Here is a 20688-nt window from a genome sequence, read left to right as displayed (position 1 = left end):
TCAGCGACTGCGGCGCGCGACCACCAGCGGCACACCCGTCGCCGGATGCGGGAACACGTCGACCGGCTGTCCGTAGACGGCCTCGATCCGCTCGGCCGTGAGAACGTCGGCAGCGGCACCCGTTGCGGCGACCCGGCCCTCCGACAGCAGCGTCACGCGATCCGCGTGCGCGAGTGCGGCGTTGAGGTCGTGCAGCACGATCGCGACAGCGAGACCGGCATCCGCCTGCCCTCGAATGAGCCGCATGACGTCTTCGTGATGCTTCAGATCGAGTGCCGCCGTCGGCTCGTCGAGCAGAAGGATTCCGGTGCTCTGCGCGATCACTCGGGCCAGCGCAACGCGGGCGCGCTCGCCGCCCGAGAGCGAGGTGACTCCGCGAGGGGCGAGAGGCAGCACTTCGGTCGATGCCATCGCGGCAGCGACGATCTCGTCGTCATCGTGAGCAGCGCCGGTGCGTGCCCACGGGGCTCGTCCCATGCGCACGACCTGCTCGGCGCTGAATGAGAACGACACCGCGTTCTCCTGCAGCAGCACGGCCCTGGCTCGCGCCATGTCCTGAGCGCGGATGCCGTCGATCGGCACCCCGTCGAGCAGCACGTCTCCCGTGCTCGGCATGACATCTCCGGACAGGACCCCGAAGAGAGTCGTCTTGCCCGCGCCGTTGGGCCCGACCAGCGCATGGATCTCGCCGGCCCTGATCTCGATCGACGCGTCGTCGAGGATCGCGCGCCCGCCGCCGACGAGCACGGTGACGCCGGTCGCCTCCAGGCGGGTCGTGGCATTAACAGCGTTCATGCCCATCCTCCCGACCGGCGGCGCGTGCGCACGAGCAGCCACAGGAAGAACGGTCCGCCGACGAGTGAGGTGATCATGCCGATCGGCAGGTCGGCCAGCGGCACGGCGGTGCGTGCGACGAGGTCGGCGACCGCGATCAGCAGCGCGCCGCCGAGCGCCGAGGTGATCATCAGCGGCAGATGCGCGGGCCCGATGATCATGCGCATCAGGTGTGGCACGACGAGGCCCGCGAACCCGATGATGCCGGCGAAGGCCACCGCGGCGCACACGAGGATCGCGACCGTGACGATCACGACCATCCGCAGCAGCTCGACGTTGACGCCGAGGTGCCGGGCGGTGCGCTCGCCGAGGGCGAAGAGGTCGAGCTGCGGTGACACGATCAGTGCGACGACGACACCGATGGCGACGAGCGGCGCGACCAGGGCGACGTTCGACCAGAGTGCGCCGTTGAGCGATCCGAGCTGCCAGAACACGATCTGCTCACGCGTCGACGTCGTGCCGAGAAAGGTGAGGAAGGCCATGCCGGCGCCCGCGATCGCATTGATCGCGATGCCCGTCAGCAGCAGCGTCACGACCTCGGTGCGGCCGCCGGACCGGCTGATGAAGTAGACGGCGAGCACGGCCGCGAGCCCGCCGAGGAAGGCGAACGCGGGGGTGGTCCACATGCCGAACGACGCGAGCCCCAGCGTGATGCTCGCCGCCGCGCCGAGGGCAGCACCGGACGAGACGCCGACGACCCCGGCATCCGCCAGCGGATTTCCGAAGATCGCCTGCATGAGCACGCCTGACACCGCGAGGGCGGCACCGACGAGCAGGCCGAGCACCAGGCGAGGGAGACGCAGGTTGTAGATCACGCCGTAGTCGGCCGCCTGGGTGGGTGCCCAGGCGGTGTCGATGCCGATGCCGCGCAGCAGCACCCCGATGAGGTCGGTGGGGGAGAGCGAGTACTGGCCGCTCGTGATCGACGCGATGCAGGTCACGAGGAGGGCGGCGACGAGGCCGATGATGACGAGCGTGAAGCGCAGCCCGAGATGACGCGACGGCGTGCGGGTGACGACCTCGCCGGTCACTTCGCGGACTCGGCGGTCGCGGACTCGGGTGCGTAGAGTGCTCGAGCGAGTGCGCCGATCACGTCGGCCGATCGAGGGCCGAAGCTGAGGATCTCACTGTCGGCCATGTCGATCACGCGCCGGTTCGCTCCTGCGGGAGTCTCGGCGATCGCCGGGATGCGCTCGATCAGGCCGTCGATGCCGTCGACCGATTCGAGTCCGTCGGTCATCATCACGAGCACGTCGGGCTTCGCGGCGACGAGCGCTTCGGCGGTCATCGGCTTCATGCCGGTCCATCCGATCTCGGCCGCGACATCGACCCCGCCGACGGCGTCGATCAGAGAATCGGCACCAGAGTCCTCGCCGAAGATGTAGTAGATGTTCGCATTGCCGCGCACGTAGAGGAACAGCATCCGCGCCCGGTCGTCGACGTCGGACGGCGCGACCTCGGCGATCTCGGCCAGCGCATCGTCGAGGTCGGCGTCGAGGCGCTCGATCAGCGCGGCCCCGCGCGAAGGCACGCCGAGCGCCGCGGCGATCTCGGTGACCAGCTCGTCGGTCGTGTCGAGTCGCCGGTCGCTCGAGATCACCACGACCGCGATGCCGGCGTCGCGCAGCTGCTGGCGGATCTCCTTCGGGCCGATCGTGGTGTCGGTGAGGATGATCGTCGGAGCGAGTTCGAGGATCGCCTCGGCATTGAGCGTGTGGCCGGTCTTGGTGACCACGGGGAGTTCTTCGGTGCCGGCGAACATCGTCGACGAGTCGCGGCCGACGACCTGATCGCCGAGGCCCAGGGCGAAGACGGTCGAGGCGATCGTGCCCGAGATGTCGATCGGCAGGATGCGGTCGACGTCCGTGATCTCGACCTCGCGATCCTCGGTGTCGGTGACGGTCACGGGGAGTTCCGGGGCGGTGTCGTCGGCGACCGGCTCGATCGCATGGTTCGAGAGACAGGCCGTGGATCCACCGGTCGCGCCGCGCACGTCGTCGACGAGATCCAGCTCGGCGAGGGGAACGGATGCCTGGGGGCACGCGTGCGCGGTCTCGCTCTGCTGCGGTGCGGCGGAGGCTCCCGGGTCTGCGCATGCGGCCAGACCGACGGCTAGAGCGGCAGCGAAAAGAAGGGCTGAGACGCGTCGCATTAGGCAAGGCTATCCTAAAACTTGACTCGGCCTCACGGCCGCCTCTATTCTCAGGAATGGAGCTTACTTAGCTAAGCCTAACCAACAATCACCCTCTCGCCCGACCGCACAGCGGCACCGCCGGCGCGCACCGATTTCGCGCGCCTCGGAGCCTGGAGAATCGTGAACGCCACAGCCACAGCATCCACGGGGAGCAGCCGCATACGCGTGCTGGTCGCCGCCTTCGTCTCCCTCCTTCTGATAGCGGCCGGTGCGGTGATCGTTCCCCCCGCGCACGCAGCGAGCGGGACTGTCGCGACGTCCGTGACCTCTGCCGACACGGCTGGCATCACGGTGCAGGTCGACGCCTCGGGCTTGCCCGACGTCACGCGCATCTATGCAGCGCTCATCGTGAAGGGCACCGAAGCCGGGCTCTCAGGCCCCGGCGGCGGGTACGCGGCCTTCGCGCAGCCGTTCCCCACGGTGACCGCCGGCGCGAGTGCCTTCACTCTGACCGCCGCCGCAGCTGGGCTCGACCGCACTCAGGTGTACGAGGTGCTCATCTGGCAGCAGCACTCGGTGCCGAACGCCCAGAGCATCTATGCCCGGGGCGACGTCGCCGTCTCGGGCGCGCAGTGGGATGCGGTCTTCGGTGTGGAGACGACCGACCCGGGTACCGATCCAGGTACCGATCCGGGTACCGATCCGGGTACGGACCCGGGTACTGATCCGGGTACTGATCCGGGTACTGATCCGGGTACGGACCCCGGAACCGATCCGGGTACGGACCCCGGAACCGATCCGGGTACTGATCCAGGAACCGACCCGGGCACCGACCCCGGAACCGACCCCGGAACCGATCCGGGCACGGATCCGGGTACCGACCCCGGAACGAACCCCGGAACCGACCCCGCTGCACCAGTGATCGAAGTGTTCCTGGCTGACGGCACGACGCCGGCCGGCACGACCGCACTGAAGGCGGGCGACAAGGTCGTCGTGAAGGGTTCGGGTTACGACCCGACCGCGAACGTCGGGGGCCGCGGCGTTCCGATTCCGGCGAACCTCCCGCAGGGCACGTATGTCGTGTTCGGCAACTTCGCGTCGACCTGGCAGCCCTCCGCGGGCGCCGCGGGAGCAACGCGCTCGGTCGGGGCTCAGGCGTGGGCGCTGTCCGAGACGGTTCTGAACCAGGTTCCGACGCAGTTCCAGGGCGCGATCCGCGCCCAGTGGGTGAACATCGCAGCCGACGGCACGTTCGAGGCGACAGTGACGCTGAAGGACGCCGCGGCCGCCCCCGGCGCCTACGGCATCTACACCTACGGCGCCGGTGGAGTCATCAACGCCGCTCAGGAGAAGAGCGTCGCCCTCAACTACTCGGGCGCACCCAAGATCACTGTCGCTTCGGCGGTCGCGACGGGTGACCCCGGCATCACCACGACCGTGACCGGCTCCTCGTTCGGCTCGGCGTCGGGCGTCTATGCGGCGGTCATCGAGAAGGGCACCGAGGCGAACGTGACTGCAGGGGGCGGGTTCGCCGCCATGCAATACGTTCGCGGCATCACGGGTGGTGCGTTCTCGGTCGATCTCACGGCGAAGGCGGCAGATCTCGATCGCACCAAGAGCTACGAGGTGATCGTCTGGACGCAGCACACGCTGCCGAGCGCCCAGACGATCCTCGCTCGCGCGGCGGTCACGGTCAGCGACGCGGACTGGGATGCCATCGAGCCGACGACTCCGGCCGAGCCTGCGATCCAGGTGTTCCTCGCTGACGGCACGACTCCGGCCGGGGCCAACGCGCTGAAGCCGGGTGACAAGGTCGTCGTGAAGGGCTCGGGGTATGACCCGACTGCGAACGTCGGTGGCCGCGGCATGCCGATTCCCGCGAATCTCCCGCAGGGCACGTACGTCGTGTTCGGCAACTTCGCCTCGACCTGGCAGCCCTCGACGGGCGCGGCCGGCTCGACGCGTTCGGTCGGCTCGCAGGCGTGGGCGCTCGCAGAGAGCGTGTTGAATCAGGTTCCCGCGCAGTTCCAGGCCGCGATCCGCGCGCAGTGGGTCGACATCGCCGCCGACGGCACCTTCCAGGCGACCCTGACGCTGAAGGATGCTCCGGCGACGCCGGGCTCTTATGGCGTGTACACCTATGGCGCCGGCGGCGTCACCAATGCGACGCAGGAGAAGAGCGTCGCCCTCAACTACGGCAACGCCTCGGCCTCGCTCACATCGACCGTGAAGTCCGCGACGGCAGCTGACGGTCTCACTGTCACGGCATCCGGTTCGAAGCTGGGTGATGTCACCGGTGCGTATGTGGCGCTGATCGAGAAGGGCACGGAGGCGGATGTCACGGCTGGTGGTGGCTTCCTGGGGATGGAGTACGTGCGGAGCATCACCGGGGGCGCGTTCGCCGTCGATCTGACTGCGGCTGCTGAGACCCTGGACCGTTCGAAGACCTATGAGGTCATCGCGTGGCAGCAGCACTCCCTCCCGACTGCGGACACGATCTACGCCCGCTCGACGGTGAAGATCACGGATGCGCAGTGGGACGCACTGCTCCCCACCCCCACCACGCCCGCGGCCTCGCTCACGGCGAAGGTGAAGTCCGCGACGGCAGCTGACGGTCTCACCGTCACTGCCACCGGTTCGAGACTCGGCGACGTGACGGGTGCGTATGTGGCTCTGATCGAGAAGGGCACGGAGGCGGATGTCACCGCCGGCGGCGGCTTCCTTGCAATGGAATACGTGCGGAACATCACCGGTGGCGCGTTCGCCGTCGACCTCAACGCGGCGGCCGACGTCCTGGACCGTTCGAAGACCTATGAGGTCATCGCGTGGCAGCAGCACACCCTCCCGACCGCGGACACGATCCATGCACGCTCGACCGTCAAGATCACGGATGCACAGTGGAACGCGCTGTTGGGTGCTCCGGATGCTCCGGCTCTCGCGACCGCGGTCAAGTCCGCGAGCGCGGCTGACGGTCTCACCGTCTCTGCAGCAGCCAAGAATCTCGGCGACGTGACGGGTGCGTACGTCGCTCTGATCGAGAAGGGCACCGAAGCCGACGTCACCGCCGGGGGTGGCTTCCTGGGGATGCAGTACGTGCGGAGCATCACGGGTGGCGCGTTCAGCGTCGATCTGACTGCGGCCGCTGAGACTCTGGACCGTTCGAAGACCTATGAGGTCATCGCGTGGCAGCAGCACACCCTCCCGACCCCGGAGACGATCCACGCACGCTCGACCGTCAAGATCACCGATGCGCAGTGGACGGCCCTACTGGGTGCTCCCGCTGAGCCGGATGCTCCGGCTCTCGCGACCGCGGTCAAGTCCGCGAGCGCGGCTGACGGTCTGACCGTCTCTGCAGCAGCCAAGAATCTCGGCGACGTGACGGGTGCGTACGTCGCTCTGATCGAGAAGGGCACCGAAGCCGACGTCACGGCTGGTGGTGGCTTCCTCGCGATGGAGTACGTTCGCGGCATCACGGGTGGCGCGTTCAGCGTCGATCTGACTGCGGCCGCTGATGCTCTCGATCGTTCGAAGACCTATGAGGTCATCGCGTGGCAGCAGCACACCCTCCCCACCGCGGAGACGATCCATGCACGCTCGACCGTCAAGATCACCGATGCACAGTGGAACGCGCTGTTGGGTGCTCCGGATGCTCCGGCTCTCACCACCGCGGTGAAGTCCGCGAGCGCGGCTGACGGTCTCACCGTCACTGCCACCGGTTCGAGACTCGGCGACGTGACGGGTGCGTACGTCGCTCTGATCGAGAAGGGCACGGAGGCGCAGGTCACCGCCGAAGGTGGCTTCCTCGCGATGAAGTTCGTGCAGGGCATCGAGTGGGGCGCGTTCTCCGTCGACCTCAACGCGTCGGCCGAGAGCCTCGACCGCACGAAGACCTATGAGGTCGTCGCGTGGCGGCAGCACACCCTCCCGACCGCGGAGACGATCCACGCACGCTCGACCGTCAAGATCACGGATGCACAGTGGAAGGGCCTGTTCGGCGAGAAGCCCGAGACCCCGCCGACGCCTCCGAACCCGACGACTCCGACCTCGCCGGCGGTCTCGGTGCCTGGCGGCTCGCTGCGGTGGGGCATCTCGACGTCCTTCACGGAGTATGTCGTCGGCGGTATCGCCAAGGGGGCGATCGACGTATCCGGCGGGGCGACCCGTTCGAACGGCGTGTTCCAGTTCGGCCAGACGGTCGGCGGTGACTACAACGCGGCGACCGGTCTCGGCAGTGTGATCTATCGCGGCTCGGTGCGCTTCACCGGTCACAGCGGCGTCCTCGATGTCACGGTGTCGAACCCGCAGGTCACCGTCACCTCCGCAGGCGCGGCGACGCTGTCCGTGACGCATGGCGGCGCCCAGGTGCCCTTCGCGACGCTCGACCTGTCCCGAGCCGCCATCACGACGGCGAACGGCGCGGTGAGTTACTCGGGCGTGCCCGCGTCGCTGACGGCCGAGGGGCGTGACCGCGTGCTTGCGGGCTTCTCGACCAATCTGGATCCCGTGTCGTTCACGATCGGCTCGGTTGCGGCGGCTCCGACCGGCACCACCGGAACGGTTGCGGCTGCCATGGTGCAGCCGAAGGCCACGCTCCCCAGCGCACCGCCGGCGACGACGGGCATCGAGATCACTGACGAGGAGCTCGCGGCGTTGCAGTCAGGAAAGTCGGCGACGTTCTCGGCATCGGGATTCCAGCCGAACGAGACCGGCATCAAGGTCGTCGTGTACTCGACCCCGGTGCTGCTCGATACGATCTCGGCGGATGCGTCGGGCATCGCGACCTGGTCAGGCTCGCTGCCGGCCAGTCTCGAGGACGGTCCGCACACGCTGACCCTGCAGGGGTCGGTGGTTCGCGGTCTCGAGTTCACCCTGACGCGGGAGGCTGCGGTGATCGGGGCGTGCACGGTCGACGGCGCGACTCTCGAATGGGGATACAAGGAATCGTTCCGCACCTACATCGAGGGCATCGCGGCCGGGGGCTGGACGTTGACCGATGTGGTCTACGAGTACCCCGCCTTCGTGTGGTCGAACGGGGCGGGTTCGTTCGACGACGAGACCCTCGCGGGGCTCGTCGGGTTCGGTGGCAGCATCAACTTCACGGGTCATGATGGCGCGCTGAACACGACTCTGGCCAACGCCCGCCTCGAGCTCGCTGGCGATACCGGCTATCTCGTGTTCGACGTGCTCGGCACCACGCAGGACGGACAGAGCGTCGACCAGAAGGATGTCCGTCTCGCCGAGTTCGCGCTCGGAGACACGACTGTCGTCGACGGAATGCTGTCGCTCGACGGGGTTCCCACCTCCCTCACCGAGGCAGGGGCCGCCGCCTTCGGCACCTATGCCGCCGGCGAGGAGCTCGACCCGGTGACCGCGCAGATCCCTGTCGCGGCCGAGTGCGGTGTCGTGGCTCCGGCAGAGGACGAGCCCGCCGAGTCCCAGGGCACGGCAGCCGCCGCATCCGTCACGGCTGCCGCGGACACCGACAGCGCCCCGGTGTGGCCGTGGATCGTCGGAGGCCTGGTGATCGTCGTGCTCGCCGTCGGCGGAGGCGTGCTGATCGGGCGCCGCACTGTGGCGAAGCCGACCGACGCCGAGGTCCCGACCGAGGTCTGATCCTCCGCAGAGCCGCATCGCCCTCCCCGCAGCGCACGCGGGGAGGGCGATGCTCTGCGCACGTGGGGGAGCGACCCACAGGCAACGGTGGGAGAATGGATGCATGTCCTCCCACGATTCCTCCCAGACGGTCGAGGCGACCGTCCGCCGCGTGCCGCGCTTCGGCGTGTTCATGGGCATCGGCGTCGTGCTCGGCATCATCGCCGCCGGCATCCTGACGATGATGGGCAGCTACGAACCCTCCGAAGCGGTCAACGTCGTCTACCCGCCCGGACAGGTGTTCGGATTCCTGCTGCTGTGGACGGTGCCGATCGGCTTCGCCCTCGCGAGCATCGTCGCGCTGATCCTCGAGCGCGTCGCTCGCCGCCACGATCATGTCGTCACGGTCGAGCACGAGACGATCATCGCGAACGACTGACCCGGTCAGCGCACAGCAGGCCGCGTCAGGCGAGCTCTGCGATGATCGGTCGGATCGCCGCGTCGAACGACACCACGTCGCGGCGCAGCCCGTCGGTCACCGCCACGGTGAGAGCGCCGATCCACCAGATCCCTCGCTGCGAGAACGGCAGCACCTGCACGTTGAGCTCGAATGAATGCGCACGTCGCCCGATATCGCGCTCGAATTCGGCGATCGCGCTCGCGTAGGCCCGGTAGGCCTCGCCGCCGATGTTCCCGTTGCCCGACCGGCTCGCCATCGAACTGCGGATCGACGCGACATAGCGATCGTGGGCCACGCGGGCGAAGTGCATCGCCGACTCCGCATGCGGGGCGATCGCCGCAGCGAGCTGCTCGGCCCCCGTCGCAGGCAGTGCCACGAGAGTGTCGAAGCCCTCGATGAGCTCGAGGGGCACGCCGGACGGGTGCGCACGGGGTTCGACCGTCATGTCCCAGTAGTCGCGCCACTGCTTCTCCAGCGCGGGCGTCACCTCGACGGCGTCCGGTGCTCGGACGGGCAGATCGCGCAGGCTGGGGAGGTCTTCCGGGGCCCGGATGCCGAGGGATTGGCGCAGCGCGAGCGCGACGAGCACCGGAACGCTCGCGTCTTCGCGGATCAACCACTGCGGCTTGTCGGCCATGGCCCCATCGTAGGAGATGGAGGGCGGGGAGAGGAGGGCCCCGCGGGCGGTAGGCTGGTGGCGTGGCTGCCTCCCCCACCAATCCCTATTCCGAAGCCGGCGTCGATACCGCTGCAGGCGATCTCGCCGTCGAGCTGATGAAGTCTTCCGTGCGCGCGACGCACGGCCCTGAAGTGCTGGGCGGTGTCGGCGGCTTCGCCGGACTGTTCGATGCGAGCGCCCTGCGCGACTTCCGTCGCCCGCTGCTCGCGACCAGCACCGACGGCGTCGGCACGAAGGTCGCCATCGCGCAGGCCATCGACAAGCACGACACGATCGGCCAGGATCTCGTCGGCATGGTCGTCGACGACATCGTCGTGGTGGGTGCCAAGCCGCTCTTCATGACCGACTACATCGCGTGCGGCAAGGTCTTCCCGCAGCGCATCGCCGACATCGTGCGCGGCATCGCCGAGGCCTGCACCGCCACCGGCACCGCGCTCATCGGCGGCGAGACGGCCGAGCACCCGGGGCTTCTCGGTCCACGCGACTACGACGTGGCGGGAGCCGCGACGGGTGTCGTCGAGGCCGACGGCATCCTCGGAGCCGACCGCGTGCAGGACGGAGACGTCGTTCTTGCCGTCGAGTCCAGCGGACTGCACTCCAACGGCTACTCGCTCGTGCGCCACATCGTCACGAATGCCGGAATCGGCTACGGCGACAACGCCGCGGACTTCGGCAAGACCTGGGGCGAGGCTCTTCTCGAGCCGACGCGCCTCTACACGCTCCCGCTGCTGCGTCTGATCGAGCAGCTCGGCGGGGGAGTGCACTCGCTCAGTCACGTCACCGGCGGCGGCATCGCGGCGAACCTCGCCCGGGTGCTCCCGCAGGGCAGCTGGGCCGAGGTCGACCGCAGCACCTGGTCGCCGAGCCCGGTCTTCCGCGTGCTCAGCGACATCGCGGGCTCCACGCTGGAGTCGGCGGAGGGCACGTGGAACCTCGGCATCGGATTCCTCGCGATCATCGCGGCGGACAAGAAGGATGCCGCGATCGCGGCCCTCGCCGCCGAGGGCATGCCCGCGTGGCAGGTCGGAACCGTGGGCTTCGGCGCGCGCCCGGCAGGAGAGTTCGAACAGGGCGCCAAGGGCGTCGATGGTGGAGCGGTGCGCCTGGTCGGCGCCTACGCGGACGGAGCGAAGTAAGAGTCCATGTGCGGCATCGTCGGAATGGTGGGCTCTGCCCCGGTCAATCAGGACATCTACGACGCACTCCTGCTGCTGCAGCACCGCGGTCAGGATGCAACGGGCATCGCGACCGCCGAGGCGAACGGCGTGATGCACAACGCCAAGGCGCAGGGCATGGTCCGCGAGGCGTTCCGCACGCGCGACATGCGCGGACTCCTCGGCAACGTCGGGCTCGGGCATGTGCGGTACGCGACGAAGGGCACCGCGTCGAACGAGGAGGAGATGCAGCCGTTTTACGTGAACGCGCCCTACGGCATCATCCTCATCCACAATGGCAACCTGACGAACACGCGTGAGCTCACGGCCGACATGGCCAAGCGCGACCGCCGTCACCTCAACTCCTCGAGCGACACCGAGCTGCTGCTCAACGTGCTGGCCGGCGAGCTGCAGAACACCACCTCGACGGTCGACCTCGACGCCGAGCGGGTCTTCGAGGCGGTCGAACGCACCCACGAGCGCATCGAGGGCGCCTATGCGGTCATCGCGGTCATCGCCGGCTACGGTCTGCTCGCGTTCCGTGACCCGTTCGGCATCCGCCCCCTCATCCTCGGACGCCGTCCCTCGACCGTCCCCGGCGCTGAGGGGCGCGACGAGTGGGTCGTCGCGAGCGAGTCTCTGGTGCTCGAGAACGCCGACTACGAGGTGGTCCGCGAGGTCGAACCCGGCGAGGCGATCTTCATCACGAACGAGGGCGAACTGCACAGCAGGCAGTGCGCGAAGGACGCGATGCTCGCGCCGTGCGCCTTCGAGTACGTCTACCTCGCGCGACCCGACTCGGTCATGAACGGCGTCTCGGTCTACGAGTCCCGCCTGCGGATGGGCGACAAGCTCGCCGACACGATCGCCAAGCACGTGCCGATGGACAAGATCGACGTCGTCATGCCGATCCCCGATTCGTCTCGGCCCGCGGCCATGGAGGTCGCTCGCAAGCTGGGAATCGAATATCGCGAGGGCTTCTACAAGAACCGTTACGTCGGCCGCACCTTCATCATGCCCGGTCAGGCCGTGCGCAAGAAGAGCGTGCGGCAGAAGCTGAACGCCATGTCGACCGAGTTCCAGGGCAAGAACGTGCTTCTGATCGACGACTCCATCGTGCGTGGCACGACGTCGAAGGAGATCATCCAGATGGCCCGGGATGCCGGTGCCACCTCGGTGACGTTCGCCTCCGCGGCGCCGCCCGTGCGGTATCCGCACGTCTACGGCATCAACATGCCGTCGCGCCACGAGCTCATCGCCCACGGGCGGACGATCCCCGAGATCGCCACCGAGCTGGGCTGCGACCACCTGGTCTACCAGGAGGTCGAAGACCTCAAGGCTGCGATCACCGAGGGCTCCGTGCTGAGCGATCTCGACATGAGCTGCTTCGACGGTCGGTATGTCACCGGCACGGTCTCCGACGAGTACCTCGCGTGGGTGGAGGGGTCGCAGACCTCGTGACCTCGGGTGCGCAGCCGCTTTGGCGTGGTCGTGCGCTCGCTCTCGTCGGCATCGTCCTGGTGGCGTTCTCGTTGCGGTCGGCCGTGGCATCCTTGTCGCCCGTGCTCGACCACGTCTCCGACGACTTCGCGGTGTCGTCGGTCGTCGTCGGACTGATCGGCGCAGCACCGCCGGTGTGCTTCGCCGTCTTCGGCCTGCTCACGCCGCTGTTCGAGCGGCGTTTCGGGCTCGAGCGTGTGGCGGTGGTCGCGATCGCGCTGATCGCGGCCGGGTTGCTGCTGCGCAGCCTCGCCGTCGACTCGACATCGCTGCTCGCAGCGACGGCCGTGGTCTTCGCGGGTGTCGGTTCCGGCAACGTGCTGCTGCCGCCACTCGTCAAGAAGTACTTCCCCGATCGTCTCGGCCTGATGATGACCGTCTACTCGACCACCATGGCCGTGTCGACGTTCGTGCCACCGCTGGTCGCGGTGCCCCTCGCCGACTCGGCGGGGTGGCGGGTCTCGCTGGGGCTCTGGGGCGTGTTCGCCGCGATCGCGCTGGTGCCGTGGGTGGCGATGCTGGTCACGAGTCGGGCGGATGCGGTCGCGGACGCGACCCCGCGGAGCGCTCCCGCCGCCGCCGAGGCCGAGACCGATGCGGATGCCGCCTCCATGGCGACCGGTCCGATCGCGACGACGCCCGCGAATCCTCGGGCTTTCGGTCGGCTCTGGCGACTGCCGATGGCGTGGTCGATCGCGCTCGTGTTCGCGGCGTCCTCGACGATCGCCTACGTGTCCTTCGCCTGGCTCCCCACGATCATGATCGATGTGGGTGGGGTGTCACCCGCCAACGCCGGTCTGCTGCTGTCCCTGTTCGGTCTCATGGGACTGCCGTGCTCGCTGCTCGTGCCCATCCTCATCGTGCGGTTCCAGGCGACGCGTCCGGTCTTCTTCATCGCGATCAGCTGCGGTCTCGTCGGCCTCGCGGGGATGCTGTTCTTCCCGACGGTCGGCCTGCCGCTGTGGGTGGCGTTCTTCGGGCTGGCGGCCGCGCTGTTCCCGCTCGCTCTCGTGCTGCTCAGCATCCGCTCCCGCACGCCCGAGAGCGCGGTGGCGCTCAGCGGTTTCGTGCAGAGCATCGGATATGCCGTCGCCGCCGTGTTCCCGCTGCTGATCGGGCTGCTGCACGACCTCACCGACAGCTGGCTCATCCCGCTGTGGCTTCTCGTGGGCGTGCTGATCGCGGTCATCCCCGCCGGGTGGGTCGCGGGCCGTCGCCGCACGATCGAAGAGGACTGGGAGCGCCGACACGGTCGCTGGTGACTCGCGGCGCGAGGCCCGGCACCCGGTGCGGCCTCAGTGCGCCCGCACCTCGTCGCCGATGCTGATCGTGCCGCCGGCCCACTCCGCCGATCCGTCGGTGTCGGCCCGGGGCGGAAGCAGCAGTCGCCCGAGCGTCGGCTCGTCTTGCCCGAGGTCGCTGGTGAGGGTCTTGAGCACCTTCGCATCGCGCACACCGGTGTCGGGGTTCGCATGTGTCGCCAGGCACCGCACGATCGGACCCGCCGCGCGGAACGTCACCCGGCCGATGCTCAGCTCGCCCGTCCAGTCGAGCTCGGACCAGGGGGCGGCGTCGTCGATGACGACGTTCGAGCGGAATCGGCGGTCGTCGATGCCGAAGCCGAGGGCGTCGCTCAGGGCGTCGACGCTGCCTCGACTGTGCACCGAGACGTAGCCGCGAGCGCGGTCCTGGAATCTCGATGTCACGCCGTCGCCCACCAGCACGAGCGGCAGTCGCCCCGGGCGTCGGATCCGTCGGCCTTCGGCACTCGCGAGCACGAACTCGGTCACGGCGTCCGCGAGCTCGACCCGGCCCGAGTCGTCGAGCCCGGCCTCGACGAGCACTGTTCCGCTGTGCTCGATCCGCACCCGCTGCCGATCATCGTCGTAGTCGGTGCGCAGGGTGGCAAGCCCCGGGAAATCCTGCAGCGAGAGTCCCTTCGCCTTCGGCCAGTGGTCGAGCCCGTCGCGGTGCTCGGGATCGGTCGCATCGGCGAAGCGGAACGCCAGCACGCGATCGCCCGCGATCCGGCCGTCGGACTGCACGGTCAGGGAGTCGACGGGTTCGGGAGTGAAGCCCTTGATCGGGTGACGGAAGAGCGAGACGACACGAGCCATGAGGAGATCCTCTCAGGCCGGTCGAGGTCCGTCCGCGACCGACAGGGCACGGGCTGCGCTCAGTTCCGGCATTCCGGGCACGACGAAACCCCCGTGCAGCGCACGGGGGAGTCGACGACGAACGAATCGGCGGTCAGGCCTTTTCGAGTTCGTCCTCGTCTTCGTCTGCATACTCGTCGGCCCACTTGTCGACGTATGCGTCTTCAGCGTCGCTCGGGTGCGCGAGCTCGCGCTCGAGCGCCGAGTAGTTCACCGACGGACTGAACGACTTCAGTTCGCGGGCGATCTTGGTGTGTTTCGCCTTTTGACGGCCACGGCCCATGCCTGAGACCCCCTCACGAGTTAAGCTGCGGGCAACCATCTGCCCGAGTCATTCACGACACCGGCTGAGGGCCGGTAAGAGTAGCATTCAGAATAGCACGCGGCCGGACCGCACTGGCCCGTTGGCAGCTGGTGAAGGGAGCGATCCTCATGACTGATGACACCTCGAGGCCCACCGATGAGGCCGCGCAGAACGCGACACTGCAGAAGGCCGTGATCGTCGGGATGCAGCCGGGTCAGCCGGTGCGTGTGATCGAAGAAGCGGCGCGATTCGCGCGGCTGCTCCGAGTGCCGCTCGTGGTGGCGCACGTCGACGTCACGCGCTTCGTCACCTACGAAGATCCTGACGGCTACGTGCACTCGGCACCCATCGACATCAACATCGACGCCGGAACAGCCGAGTTCGAGGCCGTGCAGGCCGAAGCCACCGCCGCCCTCGACGGAACGGGCCTGACGTGGACCGCCCGCCAGCTCGTCGGCGACCCGGCCCTCGCCATCAAGCAGCTCGCGACCAAGCTCGACGCCCAGCTGATCGTCGTCGGCACGCGCAAGCGCGGCATCGGAGAGTCGATCCGCGAGTTCTTCACCGGATCGGTCGCCGCCCGTCTCGCGCATCGTCAGCACAGGTCGGTGCTCGTCGTGCCCCTGCAAGACCCGGTGCCGGACACCCAGCCGGAGATCTGGACGGAGTAGGTCAGCCATCCGAACCGCCGAAGCCCCTCACGTCATACGACGGGAGGGGCTTCGGCGGTCTTGGCAGGGGTCAGCGCCCGAGCGAGGCCAGGGCGGTGGTGATGCCTCGCGCTGCGGCATCCAGTCCGTCCTCCAGCTGCGTGACGACGGATGTCGGCAACGTGCCGCCCTTCGCCACGTGGGTGCGGAGGTCGGTGCGCACGCGGGCGCGGAAGGCGTTGATGACGGCATCCGCTCGGTGCAGTTCCTCGCGGCTGACGATGCGCTCGTCGTCGCCTGCGGTGCGCGGGCGGGACTTGGATGCTGCGCGGTCGTCCTTCTCAGCCGTGGCCAGGTCGGCGCGAAGGCTCTTCATGGCCTCTTTGACGCTCTGGCGGACCTCGTTGGCGATCAGGCGCACCGAGTCGGTGAGACCCGCCTCGATGCCCGCGAGGTCGCCTTCGCGTGACGTGAGCTCGGCGCGTCCGGCATCCGTGATCGAGTAGATGGTCGTGCGGCCGTCGACGGTCTTGCTGACCAGCCCCTCTTCCTCGAGCTTCGCGAGCCGCGGGTAGATGGTGCCGGCGCTCGGCGTGTAGGTGCCGCCCGTGCGGTCGGTCAGGGCCTGGATGATGCCGTATCCGTGCTGGGGGGCCTCGGCGAGCAACGACAGCAGGTAGAGCCTGAGGTCGCCGTGGGAGAAGACTGCGGGACTCATGCTTCCCACTCCGCATCATCTGTGATCGAGGCCGGCGTGCGACGGAGGATCGTGACGCCGCCCGACACGGAGTTCGCGCGGAGATCGACGAAGCGACCCGCCAGCTCGCCGGTCGAGCCCGTGTAGTTGTTGATTCCGGAGGAGCCGCGCTCGATGCCGTCGATCAGCAGGCGACCGCTCAGCGAGCGCACGACGTAGTTCGCGGCGAGCGACTCGTCGAGGCGCACGGTGGTGCCGCCGGAGACCGAGTTGACGTTGATGGTGTTCACGTCGCCCGCTGCGTCGACCAGCGTCGACCCCGAGACGATGTCGACCGTGGCGCGGCGGATGGTGCCGGTGACCGCGACATCTCCTGAGACGCTGTTCGCACTGATCGAGCCCGTGAGGCCGCGCACCTGCACGTCGCCGGACACCGAGTTGACCGTGAGGTCGCCGATGAGCGTGTCGACGATGAGGTCGCCGGAGACGGTGTTGAGGCGGGCGTCGTTACGGATGCCCGAGACGAGTGCGCCGGCGCTGACGACGCCGAGGTTGAGGGCGATGGAGCGGGGCACGGCGACGCTGACCTCGGCCTTGGGGCCGCCGGAGCCGAAGTTGCGGAACACCTCGAGGAAGTTGTCCCAGCCGAGCTGCGGGTGATCGATCTCGACCTCGCCGTCGTTGGCTTCGATGCGGAGATCCTTGGTGGTGACACCGTGCACCTCGATGCGGATGCCGGGTTCGTCGTGCGCGATGACATCGACCTGTCCGCCCACCAGACCGATCTTCAGTCGGGTGACGTTCTCGATGTCGATGACGCGTTCTTCGCCGGGGGCGATGAGCCACTTCTCGGTCATGTCTGCTTCTCCTGGTTCGAGGGAACACGATATATCGTGTTCGAGAAGGGTAACACGATATATCTCGACTTTGTCAACAGGGAGATTCCTGAGTGTGCCGTGTGCAGGATCCCGGCGCGTCTGCAGGAGCGGCAGGCCGGGATGCTCCTGCAGACGTGCTTCGGTCCTACAAACGGGCCGGGAGCGCCTTCAGGCGAGCGGCGGGGTGTGCCATATCCGGTCGATGTAGTCACGGATCGAGCGGTCGGACGAGAAGAACCCGGTGCGGGCGACGTTGAGGATCGCCGAGCGGGTCCACGCATCCTGGTCGGCGTACGCGGCATCCACTGCTCCCTGTGCCTCGATGTACGACGCGTAGTCGGCGAGCACCATGAAGCGGTCCTCGTAGAGCAGGTTCGAGACCACGGGCTCGAACACCGAGCGGTCACCCCGTGAGAACGCGCCGGAGGCGATCAGGTCGATCGCCCGACGCAGGCCCTCGTCGGCCTGGTAGAACTCCTGCGGTCGGTATCCGCGGAGGCTGAGGGCCTCGACCTCGGGCTCGCTCATGCCGAACAGGTAGAAGTTGTCGTCGCCCACGAGCTCGCGGATCTCGACGTTCGCGCCGTCATCCGTGCCGATCGTGAGCGCGCCGTTCAGGGCGAACTTCATGTTGCCCGTGCCCGATGCCTCTTTGCCGGCGAGCGAGATCTGCTCCGACAGGTCGGCGGCGGGGATCACGCGTTCGGCGAGGGTCACGTTGTAGTTCGGCGGGAAGGCGACCTTCAGTCGGCCTTCGAGACGAGGGTCGGTGTTCACGACCTCGCCGACGGCGTTGATCAGGTGGATGATGCGCTTCGCCATCGCATAGCCGGGCGCCGCCTTCGCCCCGAAGATCGCGGTGCGGGGCACGACGTCCGACACGGCGATGCGGCCCGAGATCACGCCCTCGTAGGTCGTGACGATGTGCAGCACCTTCAGCAGCTGGCGCTTGTACTCGTGCAGGCGCTTGACCATGACGTCGAGCATGTGTCCGTCGCTGATCTCGACGCCGTCGCGCTCGCGCAGCACCTCGCTGAGGCGGCGCTTGTTCGCGGCTTTGACTCCGGCGAACGCCGTGCGGAACTCGGCATCCTCGGCGAGCGGCTCCAGCTCGTGCAGCCGCTCGAGGTCGGTGGTCCAGCCGTCGCCGATCGCCGCGGTGATGAGGGACGAGAGCTCGGGGTTGGCGAGACGCAGGAACCGTCGAGGCGTGACGCCGTTCGTGACGTTGGTGAACTTTCCGGGGAAGAACGCATCGAAGTCATGGAGCACCTTGTCGCGGAGCAGCTGCGAGTGCAGTTCGGCCACGCCGTTGACCTTCGCACCGGCGACAGTGGCGAGATACGCCATGCGCACGGAGCGGACCGGATGCTCGGCGATGATCGACATGTTGCGCACGAGCATCTCGTCGTCGCCGAAGCGCTCGCGCACCGCCACGAGGAACTCGTCGTTGATGCGGTAGATGATCTCGAGATGGCGGGGCAGCAGGCGGCCGAGCAGTTCGACCGGCCAGACCTCGAGCGCTTCGGGCAGCAGCGTGTGGCACGTGTAGGCGAAGCACTGCCGGGTGATCGCCCACGCGGCATCCCACTCGAGGTGCCTCTCGTCGATGAGCACGCGCATGAACTCGGGCACGGCGATCACGGGATGGGTGTCGTTGAGCTGGAAGATCACGCGGTCGGGAAGGTTCGCGAGGTCGAAGCCGTCGGCGAGCATGTTGTCGAGGAAGTCGTGGATCGAGGCCGCGACGAAGAAGTACTGCTGCTGCAGTCGCAGCTCTTTGCCCTGCGGGGTGGAGTCTTCGGGGTAGAGCACCTTCGAGATGTTCTCGGCGTAGGTCTGCGCCCGCACGGCCTCTTCGTAGTCGCCCGAGTTGAAGATGCGCAGATCGAAGGCGCTGGTGGCGACCGCGCTCCAGAGGCGCAGCGTGTTGACCCGGCCGTTCCGGAACCCGGGGACCATGTAGTTGTACGGCACCGCCTGCACGTTCCACGCGGGCACCCAGCGACTGCGGGTCACGCCCTCGTCGTCGTACTTCTCGGTGTGGCCGCCGAACGCGATGGTCTGCGCGTCCTCTGGGCGGGCGAACTCCCACGGAGAGCCGAGAGCGAGCCACGCGTCGGGCTGCTCGACCTGCTGCCCGTCGACGAACGTCTGGCGGAAGATGCCGTATTCGTAGCGGATGCCGTAGCCGATGCTCGGCACCGCCATCGTGGCGAGCGAGTCGATGAAGCAGGCCGCGAGGCGCCCGAGTCCGCCGTTGCCGAGGCCGGGCTCGACCTCGTGGGCGCGCAGTTCGTCGAGCGAGACGCCGCACGAGGCGAGCGCCTCATCCGCGACCTCCGTGAGATCGGCGGCGAGCAGGTTGTTGTCGAGCTGGCGCCCCAGCAGATACTCGGCCGAGAGGTAGCAGACGCCCTTCGCCTGCACCTCCTTCTGGTGCCGCACATCTTCGAGCCACCGCGCCATCAGGTAGTCGCGCACGGTGTGCGCGAGCGCGAGATAGCGGTCGTTCGCGCTGGATGCCGACAGCGCGACGCCGCGATCGAAGTTGAGGTTGTGCAGGAAGCGCTTCGCGAACTCATCCGCGGTGCTCGGCGGAGCGATCACAGGAGCGAGGGCGAGCGGATGCAGGGAGGAGTGTGATTCGGGCACGTGACGACCGTAGCGAGCGGCGGGCCGATTCGTGTCACGGGCGGATGAAGAATATCGGTTCAGGCCTGGCTTGACCTTGACGCAACGTCAACTTCTACCGTGGAGTTATCGCAGAACGGATCCACGGAAGGAGGACGCGATGACCGGTCGTGATTGGTCGATCCAGGAGATCGCCCGACTGGCGGGCACCACCAGCAGAACCCTGCGCCACTATGACGACGTCGGCCTGCTGCCGCCGTCGCGCATTGCGCACAACGGCTATCGCCATTACGACGAGTCCGCTCTCGTGCGCCTGCAGCGCATCCTGCTGCTGCGCGAGCTCGGACTCGGGCTGCCGCAGATCGCCGAGGTGCTGAACCCGGCTACTCCACGGCAGAGCGAGGAGTCCGCCCTCGAGACACACCTCGCGCTGCTGCGTGAGGAGCAGAACCGGCTGGCGCGACAGATCGCATCGGTCGAGAACACCATCAACGCATTGAAAGGAGGTGAAGAACTCATGGCAGAGAACATGTTCGACGGTTTCGACCACACCCAGTACAAGGAGGAGGTCGAACAGCGTTGGGGTCGCAAGACCTACGCCGACAGCGACCGCTGGTGGCGCGGGATGACCGACGCCGAACGCGCCGACTGGCAACAGCGCGTGTCCGACCTCGGCCGCGACTGGATCGCCGCCGCAGAGAGCGGCATCGACCCGGCATCCGCCGAGGCACAGGCCATCGCCCGGCGCCACGTCGAGTGGCTCACCGGCATCCCGGGTACCCCCGCGGCTGTGCCGGGCGGCGACGTCAAGGCATACGTCATCGGACTCGGCGAGATGTACGTCGCAGACCCGCGCTTCGGCGCGAACTACGCGACGTCGGCGGGTGGCACGCAGGGCGCGGAGTTCGTCCGCGACGCGCTCCGCATCTACGCGGAGGGCAACCTGTAACGCGCTGGACAGCATCCGCTGGTCGTGCGGGGTCAGTTACGCATCCGAATCGCCCGATTCAGGTGCG

Annotated in this window: 16 protein-coding genes; 7 read left to right on the top strand and 9 right to left on the bottom strand. The window is 68.1% G+C overall.

Going from position 1 to position 20688, the window contains the following annotated elements; translation table 11 throughout:
- Genes ACIP5T_RS09310 through ACIP5T_RS09300 form a run of 3 tightly spaced genes read right to left on the bottom strand, consistent with a single transcriptional unit; the run spans nucleotide 1 to nucleotide 2986 of the window.
- Nucleotides 1-795 (bottom strand): heme ABC transporter ATP-binding protein, encoded by a 795-nt coding sequence (locus ACIP5T_RS09310; RefSeq protein WP_400862550.1) that lies wholly within the window; start codon nucleotides 793-795, stop codon nucleotides 1-3.
- Complete coding sequence (locus ACIP5T_RS09305) at nucleotides 792-1865, bottom strand: FecCD family ABC transporter permease (protein WP_400862549.1); 1074 nt, start codon at nucleotides 1863-1865, stop codon at nucleotides 792-794. The genes ACIP5T_RS09310 and ACIP5T_RS09305 overlap by 4 nt, the downstream gene beginning before the upstream one ends.
- Nucleotides 1862-2986 (bottom strand): hemin ABC transporter substrate-binding protein, encoded by a 1125-nt coding sequence (locus tag ACIP5T_RS09300; protein ID WP_400862547.1) that lies wholly within the window; start codon nucleotides 2984-2986, stop codon nucleotides 1862-1864. Before ACIP5T_RS09300 ends, ACIP5T_RS09305 begins: the two co-directional genes overlap by 4 nt.
- Nucleotides 2987-3148: 162 nt before the next feature.
- Here ACIP5T_RS09300 and ACIP5T_RS09295 point away from each other — a divergent pair, with 162 nt between their 5' ends.
- Together ACIP5T_RS09295 and ACIP5T_RS09290 are read left to right on the top strand one after the other, a co-directional pair.
- Nucleotides 3149-8581, top strand: a complete 5433-nt coding sequence (locus ACIP5T_RS09295; RefSeq protein WP_400862545.1) for an HtaA domain-containing protein — start codon at nucleotides 3149-3151, stop codon at nucleotides 8579-8581.
- A gap of 103 nt (nucleotides 8582-8684) precedes the next feature.
- Entirely contained in the window at nucleotides 8685-8999 is a 315-nt protein-coding gene (locus tag ACIP5T_RS09290; protein ID WP_400862543.1) for a potassium transporter Trk, read from the top strand.
- Between the two features lie 25 nt (nucleotides 9000-9024).
- On the opposite strand, the gene ACIP5T_RS09285 is transcribed toward ACIP5T_RS09290, so the two are convergent.
- Nucleotides 9025-9657, bottom strand: a complete 633-nt coding sequence (locus tag ACIP5T_RS09285) for a zinc-binding alcohol dehydrogenase (RefSeq protein WP_400862541.1) — start codon at nucleotides 9655-9657, stop codon at nucleotides 9025-9027.
- A 62-nt stretch (nucleotides 9658-9719) separates the two neighbouring features.
- Here ACIP5T_RS09285 and purM point away from each other — a divergent pair, with 62 nt between their 5' ends.
- From purM to ACIP5T_RS09270, 3 genes are read left to right on the top strand one after another with little or no spacing between them, the layout of a single operon-like run.
- Entirely contained in the window at nucleotides 9720-10835 is a 1116-nt protein-coding gene (gene purM, locus ACIP5T_RS09280) for a phosphoribosylformylglycinamidine cyclo-ligase (RefSeq protein ID WP_400862539.1), read from the top strand.
- 6 nt (nucleotides 10836-10841) lie between these two features.
- The gene (gene purF / locus ACIP5T_RS09275) at nucleotides 10842-12314 is read left to right on the top strand and encodes an amidophosphoribosyltransferase (RefSeq protein WP_400862537.1); all 1473 of its coding nucleotides are present in this window, start codon (nucleotides 10842-10844) and stop codon (nucleotides 12312-12314) included.
- A complete protein-coding gene (locus ACIP5T_RS09270) occupies nucleotides 12287-13615 on the top strand; it encodes an MFS transporter (RefSeq protein WP_400862535.1) in 1329 nt (442 codons plus the stop codon). Before purF ends, ACIP5T_RS09270 begins: the two co-directional genes overlap by 28 nt.
- A gap of 33 nt (nucleotides 13616-13648) precedes the next feature.
- On the opposite strand, the gene ACIP5T_RS09265 is transcribed toward ACIP5T_RS09270, so the two are convergent.
- Nucleotides 13649-14470, bottom strand: a complete 822-nt coding sequence (locus ACIP5T_RS09265) for an MOSC domain-containing protein (RefSeq protein WP_400862533.1) — start codon at nucleotides 14468-14470, stop codon at nucleotides 13649-13651.
- A gap of 133 nt (nucleotides 14471-14603) precedes the next feature.
- Nucleotides 14604-14792, bottom strand: coding sequence for a DUF3073 domain-containing protein (locus ACIP5T_RS09260; RefSeq protein WP_042537993.1), 189 nt, complete (start codon nucleotides 14790-14792; stop codon nucleotides 14604-14606).
- Between the two features lie 149 nt (nucleotides 14793-14941).
- Here ACIP5T_RS09260 and ACIP5T_RS09255 point away from each other — a divergent pair, with 149 nt between their 5' ends.
- Complete coding sequence (locus tag ACIP5T_RS09255; RefSeq protein ID WP_400862531.1) at nucleotides 14942-15484, top strand: universal stress protein; 543 nt, start codon at nucleotides 14942-14944, stop codon at nucleotides 15482-15484.
- 70 nt (nucleotides 15485-15554) lie between these two features.
- Here ACIP5T_RS09255 and ACIP5T_RS09250 read toward each other — a convergent pair whose 3' ends face one another.
- From ACIP5T_RS09250 to ACIP5T_RS09240, 3 genes are all read right to left on the bottom strand, one after another.
- A complete protein-coding gene (locus tag ACIP5T_RS09250; protein ID WP_400862529.1) occupies nucleotides 15555-16181 on the bottom strand; it encodes a PadR family transcriptional regulator in 627 nt (208 codons plus the stop codon).
- Nucleotides 16178-17017, bottom strand: a complete 840-nt coding sequence (locus tag ACIP5T_RS09245; RefSeq protein ID WP_400862527.1) for a DUF4097 family beta strand repeat-containing protein — start codon at nucleotides 17015-17017, stop codon at nucleotides 16178-16180. The genes ACIP5T_RS09250 and ACIP5T_RS09245 overlap by 4 nt, the downstream gene beginning before the upstream one ends.
- Before the next feature lie 189 nt (nucleotides 17018-17206).
- Entirely contained in the window at nucleotides 17207-19693 is a 2487-nt protein-coding gene (locus tag ACIP5T_RS09240) for a glycogen/starch/alpha-glucan phosphorylase (protein ID WP_400862525.1), read from the bottom strand.
- A 139-nt stretch (nucleotides 19694-19832) separates the two neighbouring features.
- Here ACIP5T_RS09240 and ACIP5T_RS09235 point away from each other — a divergent pair, with 139 nt between their 5' ends.
- The gene (locus ACIP5T_RS09235; protein WP_400862523.1) at nucleotides 19833-20621 is read left to right on the top strand and encodes a MerR family transcriptional regulator; all 789 of its coding nucleotides are present in this window, start codon (nucleotides 19833-19835) and stop codon (nucleotides 20619-20621) included.
- Nucleotides 20622-20688: the final 67 nt, after the last annotated feature.

It is taken from the genome of Microbacterium sp. NPDC088619 (assembly GCF_044752825.1).
Taxonomy (GTDB): Bacteria; Actinomycetota; Actinomycetes; order Actinomycetales; family Microbacteriaceae; genus Microbacterium.
Note: the sequence above shows the minus strand (reverse complement) of the source record. Positions and strands in the feature narration are given on the sequence as shown.

What these genes read in the sequence shown, in the direction of transcription:
- ACIP5T_RS09310 (WP_400862550.1), bottom strand. Translation starts at nt 795, where the DNA reads ATGAACGCTGTTAATGCCACGACCCGCCTGGAGGCGACCGGCGTCACC.
- ACIP5T_RS09300 (WP_400862547.1), bottom strand. Translation starts at nt 2,986, where the DNA reads ATGCGACGCGTCTCAGCCCTTCTTTTCGCTGCCGCTCTAGCCGTCGGT.
- ACIP5T_RS09290 (WP_400862543.1), top strand. Translation starts at nt 8,685, where the DNA reads ATGTCCTCCCACGATTCCTCCCAGACGGTCGAGGCGACCGTCCGCCGC.
- ACIP5T_RS09285 (WP_400862541.1), bottom strand. Translation starts at nt 9,657, where the DNA reads ATGGCCGACAAGCCGCAGTGGTTGATCCGCGAAGACGCGAGCGTTCCG.
- purF (WP_400862537.1), top strand. Translation starts at nt 10,842, where the DNA reads ATGTGCGGCATCGTCGGAATGGTGGGCTCTGCCCCGGTCAATCAGGAC.
- ACIP5T_RS09265 (WP_400862533.1), bottom strand. Translation starts at nt 14,470, where the DNA reads ATGGCTCGTGTCGTCTCGCTCTTCCGTCACCCGATCAAGGGCTTCACT.
- ACIP5T_RS09260 (WP_042537993.1), bottom strand. Translation starts at nt 14,792, where the DNA reads ATGGGCCGTGGCCGTCAAAAGGCGAAACACACCAAGATCGCCCGCGAA.
- ACIP5T_RS09255 (WP_400862531.1), top strand. Translation starts at nt 14,942, where the DNA reads ATGACTGATGACACCTCGAGGCCCACCGATGAGGCCGCGCAGAACGCG.
- ACIP5T_RS09250 (WP_400862529.1), bottom strand. Translation starts at nt 16,181, where the DNA reads ATGAGTCCCGCAGTCTTCTCCCACGGCGACCTCAGGCTCTACCTGCTG.
- ACIP5T_RS09245 (WP_400862527.1), bottom strand. Translation starts at nt 17,017, where the DNA reads ATGACCGAGAAGTGGCTCATCGCCCCCGGCGAAGAACGCGTCATCGAC.
- ACIP5T_RS09235 (WP_400862523.1), top strand. Translation starts at nt 19,833, where the DNA reads ATGACCGGTCGTGATTGGTCGATCCAGGAGATCGCCCGACTGGCGGGC.